Raw genomic sequence first — 11,748 nt, 5'->3', positions numbered from 1 at the left:
TTTGATAACCAATTGATTACTGATTATCTGCTATCGTTCGGCTCCCCCCTCTCCTTTTCGGAGAGGGGGCCGGGGGATGAGGCGCTTTGTTGAACAATGCCTTAATGCGCCACCAGCTCCGGCGTTGCCGCCGGCTCTGTGGGCACTGGCACTTCGTCGTCCTCATTCGAGTCCAGGTTTTTTACCTTCTCGAAGCTGGCAAACAGCACGTAGAGGCCCGGAATAAGCACCAGGCCGAACACCGTGCCCAGCAGCATGCCGCCCGCCGCCGCCGTGCCAATAGAGCGGTTACCCAGGGCGCCGGCCCCACTGGCGATAACCAGCGGAATGAGCCCCGAGATGAAGGCAAACGAGGTCATCAGAATGGGCCGCAGGCGGGCTACGGCCCCCTGAATGGCGGCCTCCACCACGGTGGCCCCGGCGCGGCGGCGCTGCTCGGCAAACTCGATGATGAGAATGGCGTTTTTGCCCAGCAGGCCGATGAGCATGACCAGCGCCACCTGCGCGTAAATGTTGTTTTCCAGGCCCAACAGCTTTAGTGCCAGGAAGGCCCCGAAGATGCCGGTGGGCAGGCTCAGCAGCACAGGCAGCGGCAGCAGCAGGCTTTCGTACTGCGCGGCCAGCAGCAAGTAAACGAATATCAGCACGATGCCGAACACGTACAGTGCCTGGTCGCCGCTCAGGATTTGCTCGCGCGTCATGCCGCTCCACTCGTAGGTGAAGCCCTTGGGCAATGTCTTGGCGGCTACCGCCTTAATGGCCTCGATAGCCTGGCCCGAGCTATAGCCGGGGGCCGCATCGCCGGTTATCATGGCCGAGTTGTACATGTTGTAGCGCGTGAGCTGGTCGGGGCCAAACACGCGCTCCAGGCGCACGAAAGTCGAGAACGGTACCAGCTCGCCGCGGTTGTTTTTCACGTGCAGGGCCAGCAGGTCGTCGGGCCGGCTGCGGTACTGCGGGCCGGCCTGCACCATCACCTTGTACATCTGCCCAAAGCGGATGAAGTTGCTGGCGTAGTAGCTGCCCAGCAGCGTTTGCAGGGTGCTCATGGCCTGGTCCACGGTCACGCCCTTTTTGGCGGCCATGTCCTGGTCCACGTGAATGAGGTACTGCGGAAAGTTGGGGTCGAAGCCCGTGAAAGCCCCGCTGATGGCCGGCGATTTATCCAGCGCCGCCAGAAAGGTTTTGGAGGCCGCGGCAGTCTTCTGCAAGTCGCCGGTGCCCGACTTGTCGAGCAGGCGCAGCTCGAAGCCGCTGCTGTTGCCGAAGCCCGGCACCGTGGGCGGGGGCAGAAACTGAATGTCGGCATCGGCAATGCCCTTGGTCTTGGCTTCCAGCTCCTGAATCAGCTCGGGTACCGACTGCTTGCGCTGGTCCCAGGGCTTGAGGTTAATCATGGCCATGCCGTAGCTGCTGCCCGCCACCTCACTGATGAGGCTGTAGCCGGCCAGCGTCGACACCGACTCTACGGGGCCCAGTTTCTGGGCAATGCGCTGCACCTGGGCCATTACGGCCTCGGTGCGCTCCACGGTAGCCCCGGCGGGGGTCGTCACGTTCACGTAAATCATGCCCTGGTCCTCGGTCGGGATAAAGCCCGAGGGCAGCACCCGGCTCACGCCCCAGGTGCCCGCCGCGAAGGCCGCCAGTACGCCCAGCGTGAGCGCGCGCCGCATCACGGTGCGGCCCAGCAGGTGCTCGTAGCGGTTGGTAAGGGCCTCAAACTTTCGGTTGAAGGCTCCAAAAAAGCGCGCCTTCAGCCCCTTGCCCTGGCCCGCCTCGCTGGCATCGTGGCGCAGCAGTAGCGCGCAAAGGGCCGGCGTGAGCGTCAAGGCATTGACCCCCGAAATAACGATGGCAATGGCCAGCGTGAGCGAAAACTGCCGGTAGAACACACCCACCGGCCCGTCCATAAACGAGACCGGAATGAACACCGACGCCATAACTAAGGTAATGGCAATCAGCGAGCTACTGATTTCGTGCATCGCCGCAAACGTGGCCGCCCGCGGTGGCAGGTGCTTGGTTTGCATGTTGGCGTGCACGGCCTCCACCACCACAATGGCGTCATCGACCACGATGCCGATGGCCAGCACCAGCGCGAAGAGCGTGAGCAGGTTGATGCTGAAGCCGAAGAGCTTCATAAAAAACAGCGCCCCAATGAGGGCCACCGGCACGGCCAGCGCCGGAATGAGCGTGGAGCGGAAATCCTGTAAAAACAGGTACACCACCACAAATACCAATATAAAAGCCTCCAGCAGCGTGCGCAGCACCTCGTGAATGCTGGCATCGAGAAAGCGCGACACATCGTAGGCGATGCTGTACTTCATGCCGGGCGGGAAGTTGCTTTTTTGCAGCTCGGCCATGCGGGCTTTTACGCCCGCAATTACCTCGCTGGCGTTGGAGCCCGGCCGCTGCTTCAGCATAATAGCCGCCGAGGGCTGCCCGTCGGTTTTCGACGACATGCCGTAGGTAAGCGAACCGAACTCAATATCAGCCACCTCTTTAAGGCGCAGCACCGAGCCGTCGGGGTTGGCTCGAATCACGATGTTGCGGTACTGGTCGGGCTCAAACAGCTTGCCCGTGTAGCGCAGCACGTACTGCATGGCCTGGGCCTGGCCCGCGCCCGAGCTTTCGCCCGCCTTGCCAGGGGCCGCCTCCACGTTCTGGGCCCGAATGGCCTGCACTACCTCGTCGGTGCCCACCTCGTAGGCCATCATGCGGTCGGGCTTGAGCCAGACACGCATCGAGTACTCGCGCGAGCCCATAATCTCGGCAAAGCCCACGCCGTTGATGCGCTTTAGCTCCTGCAATACGTTGATATCGGCGAAGTTATAGATAAACTTCTCGCCCACATCCTTGTCATCACTCGTGATGTTGAGGTAGAGCAGCATCGAGTTTACCTCCTTCTCCGTCGTCACGCCGGCCTTGATAACCTCCTCGGGCAGCTCGTCCAGAATGGTCGTCACGCGGTTTTGCACGCCCACGGCCGCCAGGTCGGGGTCGGTGCCCACTTCGAAGAATATCGTGATGAGCGTCACGCCGTTGTTGCTGCTCACCGACGACATATAGGTCATGCCGGGCACGCCGTTGATGGCGCGCTCCAGGGGCGTGGCCACGGCCTTGGCGCACACCTCGGCGTTGGCGCCCGTGTACTTGGCCGTCACAATCACCGAGGGCGGCACAATGTCCGGAAACTGCGTGATGGGCAGCGTAAACAGCGCCAGCCCGCCCAGCAGCACCAGAAACACAGAGATAACCAGCGACAAGATGGGCCGGCGAATGAAAATATCGAACATGAATTAACTGAATTATAATCAAAAGATTAAGCCGAATAGGCTGTCTTGCTTATCTGGCGTCCGCTTGTCGAAGCATCTCTGTCGCAGTAGTAACTCAATCGTCGCAACCAAGCGGTAGAGATGCTTCGATAAGCGGACGCCAGATGAGCATGACGGTCTTTTAGCTTAGCCAAGTGCTGCTGCTCAAGTACGCTATTGCGCGGCCACGGCCGCCGAGTCCAGGAGCACGGCTTTGGCCCGGATAAGCTGGCCGTCGCGCAGCTCGGGGGCCCCCTCGTACACCACACGCTCGCCGGGCTTAAGGCCCTCCTTCACCACGTAGCTGTCGCCTATGCGGGCCTGCGGTACGAAGTTGCGGGTGTGGATCAGGCCGCTCTGGTCCACCACGTACACGTAGTTTTTGTCCTGCACCTCAAACACGGCCTTTTGCGGCAGCAGCAGCGCCGTGGGCAGCTCGCTGGTAATGCGCACCTTGCCCGAGGCCCCGTGCTTCAGTAGCCGCTGCGGGTTGGCAAAGCGGGCCTTGAGGGCAATTGAGCCGGTGTTGGGGTTGAACTCGCTCTCCGCCGTTTCGATGTGGCCGGTGAGGGGGTACACGTCGCCGTTAGCCAGGGTAAGATGCACAGAATCAGGGTGTAGCTCGGGATGTAGCTTCTTAGCCTTGTTGTAGTCCATGTAGCTGCCCTCGGCCACGTCGAAGTAGGCAAACACAGAGCTCAGGTCCGACACCGTGGTAAGCAGGGTGCCTTCTTGCACCACACTACCCATTTTGAGCGGAATGCGGTCAATAACCCCATCAAAGGGTGCGCGCACCAGCGTGTAGCTCAGGCTGAGGCGGGCGGCGGCCTCGCCGGCGCGGGCGGCCGCAATCTGGGCCTGCGCATCGTTGACCTTGCTATCCGAAAGGGCCAGCTCCGACTTGGCAATCACGTTTTTATCCACCAGTAGGCGCACGCGGTCGCGCTCTACGCGCACGGCGGCGGCCTGGGCCTGGGCGCTGGCCACGACGGCGCGGGCCTGGGCCAGTTTGTTCTGGTAGGCGCTGGCATTGAGGCGGAACAGCAGCTGGCCCTTCTTCACGGGCTTGCCTTCTTCCACGTAAATGTGCTCCAGAAAACCCGCCACCTGGGCCCGCACCTCCACGTTGCGCACGGCCTGCACGTCGGCTACGTAGTCGCGGTGCAGCTCCTGGCTGGAGATTTTCAGCGTCACCACCGGCACAACGGGCGGGGCCTCGGCCGTGTCTTTTTCGGCCCTGGCCGAGCAGCCGCTAAGGCCGGCGGCCAGCAGGCCCGCCGTAGCAGCTAGCGTGAATGGGCGAAAGAAGGCGCGGCGAAACAAGAAATTCATGGGGGTAAAAAATGAGCAAGCGAAAAGATTTCGGCTGGTTACTGGGTCGAGGTAGTAGCGGTGGGCAAAATGGCCGGCAGCGCGGGCCGCAGCGCCAGCAGGCTATCTTGCTGCTGGTGGTCGGCCTGGCAGCGGGTCAGCAGCCGCTGCGTGAGGCGCAGGTCGGCTTCGGTTTCCTGAAGGTCTTCGTAGTCGACCGTCGCCGGGGCGCGGCTATATAGCAAAAAACCATTGAGTGCCAGCGACAAAGCCAGGGCCCCCGCCAGCAGCAAAGCCAGGAAATTCAACGGCCGAAAGGGAGTAGGCATGAGTAATCGGGGCAGTGGCAACTGCCCACAAAGCACCCCCCGCGACATTAAAACGGTATGAGAACCGCATTAGAAAAGATGAAAACGGAGTGAATTGTCACCCGTGTGCGCCTCATCCCATAGCCCCTTCTCCGAAAAGGAGAACGGGGACTAGTTTTTAGTCCTAGATAAAGCTAACTATTAGAGCTATTTCCCCCTCTCCTTTTCGGAAAGGGGGCTGGGGGGTGAGGCGCTCGCGGAGGGCGACGCGCCAGAACGAAACAGCTCCGTGTCTACCCCCCTTATACCGGCGACGCCGGCAGCCACACCGTGGCCGTAGTACCCTGGCCCACGGCCGAAGTCAGCTCCAGCCGGCCTTCGTGGCGGCGCACGATGCGCTGGGTAAGGGGCAGGCCGAGGCCGTAGCCGGGGCGGCCCATGGCCCCGGCAGCGCGGTACAGCGGCTCGTAGATGTGGCTCAGCTCATCGGGGCTGAGGCCGGGGCCGGCATCGCTGACGCGCACGCGCAGGGTGGTGGGGCCCTCGTAGGCCAGCTCGGCCAGTACGGGGCCGGCCGAGTACTTAGCGGCGTTGTCGAGCAGGTTGAGCAGGGCCGTGGTGAGCAGCTCGGCGTTGCCGGGCAACATGAATACGTCGGCCTCGGCCGCCGGCAAAGTGCCAAACGCCAGGCGAAACTCGCGGCCGGGGTACTTGGCGCGGGTAAAATCCAGGGCCTGGCCCAAGCACTCATCCAGCCGAACTGGCCCAAAGGGTGGCAGCGTGCCGTCGGCCTTGGCCAGGGCCAGCAGGCTGTTGGTGAGGCCCTGCAGGTGGCGGGCGGCATCGAGCGAGTGGGCCAGGCTCTCGCGGGCGTCGGGCAGGGTGGCGTCGTAGGCCAGGGCCGTTTCGAGGGTGCCGGTGAGGGTAGTGAGGGGTGTGCGCAGTTCGTGCGAGGCGTGGGCCAGGAAGCTCCGCTGCGACTCAAACGCCTGCTCCAGCCCGGCCAGCATGGTGTTGAAGGCCCGCGCCAGCTGGGCCAGCTCGTCGCGCCCGTTGCCTTCCGACAGCCGCCGGCCCAGATTGGTGGCGGAAATGCGGCCCGCCTGCCGGCTGATGCGCGCCACCGGAGCCAGCGCTGCGCCCGCGAAGTACCAACCTGCTAAAATAATGAGTGCCAGGGCCCCCACGTTGCCCAGCAGCAGCAGCAGGCCCAGCTGGTACTGCCGCGCCCAGCCCACCTGGTCGTCGGCCGACACAAAAATGGTGTACTGCTTGCCGTCGTGCTCGTAGCTCAGGCTCACCGCCTCGCGTCGCCCCCCGGCCCGGAAGCTCAGCAGCCGGCCCGGTTGCAGGGGGCCCAGGCGCGCCCGGTTTAGGGCCTGGTCAATGTTGTCAGCGCTGCTGTAGCGCAACCCGCCGTCCGGCCCATAAATGCTGATTTGCTCATCGGGCAGCGTCAGCAGGTCGCGGCGGCGCAGGCTGCCCAGCTGCCCGGTTGCGAGTTTGCCCGGCCGAATGAGCAGCCGCGCCGCCAGCGTGGCGCTGGTGCCCAGCCGGTGCTCAAAACGCTGCGCCCGTGTGCTGGCGTTGAAGTAATAAATGAACGCCGAAAAGCTGACCTGAATGGCCAGCACCACCAGCGTAAAGCGCAGCATCAGCTTATTGCGAATCAGCATGGTACTTTCAAATGTAGCGTGTGCGCTGGGTGTCCGCGCGTTGAATGGCCCATGCGCGTATCCGTAGCATCCGCGCTACTCTTCGCGCATCACGTAGCCCATGCCCACCACGGTGTGGATGAGCTTAGGCGAAAAATCACGGTCCAGCTTCTTGCGCAAGTAGCTCACGTACACGTCGATGACGTTGGTGGTGGTGTCAAAGTCCAGGTCCCAGACGCGCTCGGCAATGTCCACGCGCGACACTACGCGGCCGCGGTTGCGCAGCAGGTGCTCCAGCAGCGAGTACTCGCGGGTAGTGAGGGCAATGCGCTGGCCGGCGCGGGCCACGGTTTTGGCGTCGAGGTCGAGCACGAGGTCGGCCATGCGCAGCTCTCGGCGCTCGCCGCTGGCCGCGGCGTAGCGTTGCGTGAGGGCCCGGGCACGCATTAGCAATTCCCTGAATTCGAAGGGCTTAACCAGATAGTCATCGGCTCCGGCCGCAAAGCCAGCCTCCTTGTCGTCGAGGCTATCGAGGGCCGTAAGCAGCAACACGGGCACCAGCCGGCTGTGCGCCCGAATGCGCCGGCACAGCTCCACGCCGTTCACGTAGGGCAGGTTCACGTCCAGTATTACCAGGTCGTAGGGCTGCTGCTCGTAGAGCGACCAGCCCGTGCGCCCGTCGTAGGCCACGGTGAGGTCGTAGCCCTCGTGGGCAAAGCCTTTTTTAACGAACGACGCCAGCGGCGGCTCGTCTTCAACCAGCAGAATTTTCATGAGAACGGACGTACTGCCCAGCTATACGCAGGGCCCCCAAACGCGAACAGACCGCCCCGTAACTATACTGTTCACGAAGTGGAATGCGAAAACGAAGTAGGGTGCGGGGCTTGCCCCCACCCGTCCTCGAACGGTTCCGTCGGCTTTCGTGCAACGACGGGCGGGGACAAGCCCCGCACCCTACTTCGTGACGAGTATAACTGCCGGGCGGCCCGCCAAAATTGTAAAACGGAGTAGTACTCCGTTTCCGCCAGAACGTGCCCAACCCGAAACGGAGTGCACTCCGTTTTACAGCTGCGGTGCTACTTGGCCGCCCTGTTCGCGGCAATAGGTAATGAAGTCGGAATTAACGGGCTCTAGGCCGCCTTCGCGCATCTTCACGGCCACCTGGCCGCGGTGGTAGCTGGCGTGTACTATGCAGTGGGTCAGGATGTCGCTTACCTGCGAGTCGAACGCATCGCCCTGCGAGTTGGAGTATTGAATGTGGCGCAGCAGCTCGGTTTCGTCGGCGTTGGCGCACAGGTCGGCAAAGGTCTGCGAGGTTTGCTCGTGCCAGTGGTGCAGGCCGGCGAGGTCGTGCTCCTGCCATACTTTGAGCGGGCTGGCCGTGCCCGAAAGGCGGGCAATCCAGATGGCCTGGGCATTGATGACGTGGCTGAAAATGCGCAGCGCCGGCTGGGGCGCCTCCCGGCCGGCGGCCACCGATGAGTCGAGGCGGCGCAGCAAAGTTTCGTTGGCCCACACGTTAAAAACGCCGAGCTTGGCGATGGTATTAATCATTTAATTGATTCGGCAATGTGGTGGAATGTGGAGATGTGAAAATTCAGCGGAGCCTGAAAGTGCGAAAATCAGGAAGGCGCATTAAAATAGCGTGACAGAAAATAGCGTAACAGAAAATTTTAATGGCTTTCACATTCATCCGCATCGCCCACATTCCGCACATTCCTATCACCGGGGGTCTTGCCACACCAGTCTTTCGTTGGCCTTGCGCTTCTCGAAGTTGGCGCACTGGCCGTCGCCCTTGCCCGTGATGCCGCCGTCGGGGTGGCACAGCACGTTGCCCTTGGTGTCGTACACCGTCGATTGCTGGTCGCAGCAAGGCGCCGTTTCCCAGTACACCGTCTGGTCGTTGTACACGTAGCGGTAGATGCGGATGATGGGGTACTGCTTGCGGTGGCCCAGCGTTGCGGCAATGCGCGCCTTCAGCCACTGGGGCCGGGCGGTGGTGTCTTCGATGGCTATGCGGGCGGGCACGGGGTCCACGGTGTTGGCCGAGGTGGGGGCGGGCGTGCTGTTCTCGGCGATGCTGTTGCCGTTGGGCTGGGTAGTGGGCGTGCCCACCGTCACACGGTCGGCACCGCAGGCAGAGGCCAGCAGCAGGGTGGCAGCAAGAAGGGTAGGCAGCGGGCGCATAAGAATTGGTTGACGGCGTGAGGAGCGGGTGGGGCCCCCGAGCACCGGGGGCCCCACCCGCCTGCTTACGCCCGAGGTTGGCAATGGTTGGCGCCGGCGCCGGGGCCCGGCCTACGGATGGCCCGCAAACGCCCGGGGCCCGAACACCAGGGCCCCCACCACCAGGGCCCCCAGGGCGGCCAGCAGCACGGCGCCGGCGGCCACGTCCTTGGCCCGGCCGGCCAGGGCGTGGTAGTGGGGCGAGGCCAGGTCGGTAAGGGCCTCGATGGCGGTGTTCACCAGCTCAGCGGCCCACACGGCGGCTACGGCCAGCGCCACCAGGGCCCATTCCAGCCGGGCAATGCCGTAGTAAAACCCCAGCCCGACCACCGCCACCGTGGCCACGGCGTGGAAGCGCAGGTGCAGCTCCGAGCGCAGGGCCGCGCCTACCCCCCGCAGCGCGTGGCCGAAGCTGGCCACGCGCCGCCGCAGCAGCACCTTGGCCGACAGGGCCCGGGGCCGCGGGCTACGCATCGAACTCGGCGAACACGGAGTGCCGCAGCGCGTCCCACTCGGGCCGGATAATGCTGAAAATCATTGTGTCGCGCCGCACGTTGTCCTGCGTGAAGCGATGCCGGCGCAGGGTGCCTTCCTCGGTGGCGCCCATGCGGCGCATGGCTTCCTGCGACTTGAGGTTGCGGCTGTCGGTTTCCAGCTCCACCCGCTCGTATTGCAGCGCGTCGAAGGCGTGGCACAGCAGCAGGTGCTTGGCCGCCCGGTTCAGGCCGGTGCGCTGAAACGCGGTGCCCACCCAGGTGTGGCCGATACTCAGGCGCTGGTCGTCGGGCACCACGTTGTAGTAGCTGGTGCTGCCGGCCAGCTCGCCGGTGATGCGGTCGATGATGGCGAACGGGTAGCGCTGGCCGGCTTGCCGCGCCTGCTCGGCCGCCGAAATGTAGGCGGCCAGGCTCAGCACGTCGTCGGCGCGGCTGAGGGTGTAGCGCCAGAGTTCGGGGTCGAAAGCCACGGCCTTGAGGGCCTCAAAATCGGCGGCTTCGAGGGGCCGCAGGCGCACGCGGCGGTTTTCCAGTACGAGGTTATTGGTATAATCCATAGCCCTGCAAAGATGTCGATAAAAAAAGCCGCCCCGCCCGGGCAGGCAAGGCGGCTAAGCGAGGCGCTGGGGCCCCAGGCGCTACTTTTTAATCTCGCCCACCATATCCTCGGGCTTCAGCCACTCGTCGAACTGCTCGGCGGTGAGGTAGCCGAGCTGCAAGGCGGTTTCCTTCAGGGTCGAGCCGTTTTTGTGGGCCGTCTGGGCAATTTCGGCGGCTTTGTAGTAGCCAATATGCGGGTTGAGGGCCGTGACGAGCATCAGCGACGAATCGACGTGCTTCTTGATGTTGGGCAGGATGGGCGCGATGCCCACGGCGCAGCGGTCGGTGAACGATACGCAGGCGTCGCCGATGAGCCGGGCCGAGTGCAGGAAGTTGTAGATCATCAGCGGCTTGAACACGTTCAGCTCGAAGTGGCCCATGCTGCCGCCGATGGTGATGGCCACGTCGTTGCCCATCACCTGGGCGGCCACCATCGTCAGGGCCTCGCACTGGGTGGGGTTCACCTTACCGGGCATGATGCTGGAGCCGGGCTCGTTGTCGGGGATGGAGATTTCGCCGATGCCCGCCCGGGGCCCCGAGCTGAGCATCCGCACGTCGTTGGCGATCTTCATTAGGCTGACGGCCACCGTTTTAAGGGCCCCGTGGGCTTCCACGATGGCATCGTGCGCGGCCAGGGCCTCAAACTTGTTTTCGGCCGTGACGAAGGGCAGGCCGGTGAGGTCGGCAATGTGCCGGGCCACGTTCTCCGAGTAGCCGGGGGGCGTGTTGATGCCCGTGCCCACGGCGGTACCGCCCAGGGCCAGCTCGCTCAGGTGGGCCAGCGTGTGGTCGATGGCCTTGAGGCCGTGGCTGAGCTGGGCCACGTAGCCCGAAAACTCCTGGCCCAGCGTGAGCGGCGTGGCGTCCATGAAATGCGTGCGGCCAATCTTCACCACGTCCATGAACTCGGTGGACTTGGCCTGCAGCGCGTCGCGCAGCTTAGTGATGCCCGGAATCGTAGTTTCCACCAGGATTTTGTAAGCCGCGATGTGCATGGCCGTCGGAAACGTGTCGTTGCTCGATTGCGACTTGTTCACGTCGTCATTCGGGGCCAGGAACTTCTTCTCGTCGGCGAGGGCCCCGCCGTGCAGTACGTGGCCGCGGTAGGCCACCACCTCGTTCACGTTCATGTTGCTCTGCGTGCCCGAGCCCGTTTGCCAGACCACCAGCGGAAACGAATCGGCCAGCTTGCCTTCCAGAATCTCGTCGCACACCTGGCCAATCAGCGCGGCTTTTTCCGCATCTAGCACGCCCGCGTCGCGGTTGGTGAGGGCGGCGGCCTTCTTGAGGTAGGCAAACGCGCGGATGATTTCCTTAGGCATCTTGTTGATGTCCTGCGCGATGGGGAAGTTCTCGATGCTGCGCTGGGTTTGGGCCCCCCAGTAAGCATCGGCGGGCACTTGCACGGTGCCCATGGTGTCTTTTTCGGTGCGGAACTGCGTCATGGCCTCGGGTGCGGGAGTAAAAAGCGGAAGAAAAAATAACCGGCAACGGCCGCAAAAGTAAGCCGGCCGGCCCCCGCGGGCAGCCATCGGGGCCCCCGGCCCGTACACCCCAGCAGTTGCTATTTCCTTAAATATTTCCCTGCCATGAGCCAGACCGATCCGACCCCCGCCCCGCACACCGAGCCGCCCGTACCCGTGCAGGGCGACGGCGTGCCCGACTACAGCGACGTTGAAATAAAAACCGAAACCGGCCTGCCCACCCCCACCAAGCCCGGCGGCAGCGCCACCGAGCCCGAAAGCGGCGGCGGCTACAGCGGCTAGGGCCCCCAGTTTTTGCCGTGCTGAAAAGCGCCGTGCTGCCCAGCACGGCGCTTTTTGCGTGTAGCGCGGACTTT

The 11,748-nt window shown here is 63.6% G+C and carries 11 protein-coding genes; 1 reads left to right on the top strand and 10 read right to left on the bottom strand.

What is annotated here, in order from left to right; translation table 11 throughout:
- Positions 1-101: 101 nt before the first annotated feature.
- The 10 genes from DDQ68_RS15225 to fumC all read right to left on the bottom strand — a co-directional run bounded on the left by DDQ68_RS15225 (position 102) and on the right by fumC (position 11,353).
- A complete protein-coding gene (locus DDQ68_RS15225) occupies positions 102-3,293 on the bottom strand; it encodes an efflux RND transporter permease subunit (protein WP_109657071.1) in 3,192 nt (1,063 codons plus the stop codon).
- A 192-nt stretch (positions 3,294-3,485) separates the two neighbouring features.
- A complete protein-coding gene (locus DDQ68_RS15220; RefSeq protein WP_109657070.1) occupies positions 3,486-4,643 on the bottom strand; it encodes an efflux RND transporter periplasmic adaptor subunit in 1,158 nt (385 codons plus the stop codon).
- A gap of 38 nt (positions 4,644-4,681) precedes the next feature.
- Complete coding sequence (locus DDQ68_RS15215) at positions 4,682-4,951, bottom strand: hypothetical protein (RefSeq protein WP_162550148.1); 270 nt, start codon at positions 4,949-4,951, stop codon at positions 4,682-4,684.
- Positions 4,952-5,232: 281 nt separating this feature from the next.
- Entirely contained in the window at positions 5,233-6,606 is a 1,374-nt protein-coding gene (locus tag DDQ68_RS15210) for a sensor histidine kinase (protein WP_109657068.1), read from the bottom strand.
- Positions 6,607-6,681: 75 nt separating this feature from the next.
- On the bottom strand, positions 6,682-7,359 hold the full coding sequence (locus tag DDQ68_RS15205; protein WP_109657067.1) for a response regulator transcription factor: 678 nt from the start codon (positions 7,357-7,359) through the stop codon (positions 6,682-6,684).
- Between the two features lie 288 nt (positions 7,360-7,647).
- Entirely contained in the window at positions 7,648-8,139 is a 492-nt protein-coding gene (locus tag DDQ68_RS15200) for a DinB family protein (protein WP_109657066.1), read from the bottom strand.
- Positions 8,140-8,307: 168 nt separating this feature from the next.
- Positions 8,308-8,772: a DUF6970 domain-containing protein gene (locus DDQ68_RS23980; protein WP_245897061.1), complete on the bottom strand. Its 465-nt coding sequence runs from the start codon at positions 8,770-8,772 to the stop codon at positions 8,308-8,310.
- A gap of 111 nt (positions 8,773-8,883) precedes the next feature.
- Entirely contained in the window at positions 8,884-9,285 is a 402-nt protein-coding gene (locus DDQ68_RS15190) for a diacylglycerol kinase family protein (protein ID WP_109657065.1), read from the bottom strand.
- A complete protein-coding gene (locus DDQ68_RS15185; RefSeq protein ID WP_109657064.1) occupies positions 9,278-9,865 on the bottom strand; it encodes a GNAT family N-acetyltransferase in 588 nt (195 codons plus the stop codon). The genes DDQ68_RS15190 and DDQ68_RS15185 overlap by 8 nt, the downstream gene beginning before the upstream one ends.
- An 81-nt stretch (positions 9,866-9,946) precedes the next feature.
- A complete protein-coding gene (gene fumC, locus DDQ68_RS15180) occupies positions 9,947-11,353 on the bottom strand; it encodes a class II fumarate hydratase (protein WP_109657063.1) in 1,407 nt (468 codons plus the stop codon).
- A gap of 144 nt (positions 11,354-11,497) precedes the next feature.
- Between fumC and DDQ68_RS22945 the strand changes: the two genes are divergently transcribed.
- Positions 11,498-11,674, top strand: coding sequence for a hypothetical protein (locus DDQ68_RS22945; protein ID WP_162550147.1), 177 nt, complete (start codon positions 11,498-11,500; stop codon positions 11,672-11,674).
- The last annotated feature ends 74 nt before the right edge of the window (positions 11,675-11,748 follow it).

This window comes from Hymenobacter nivis, from assembly GCF_003149515.1.
Taxonomy (GTDB): domain Bacteria; phylum Bacteroidota; class Bacteroidia; order Cytophagales; family Hymenobacteraceae; genus Hymenobacter; species Hymenobacter nivis.
This window is presented reverse-complemented; position numbering and strand designations above follow the sequence as displayed.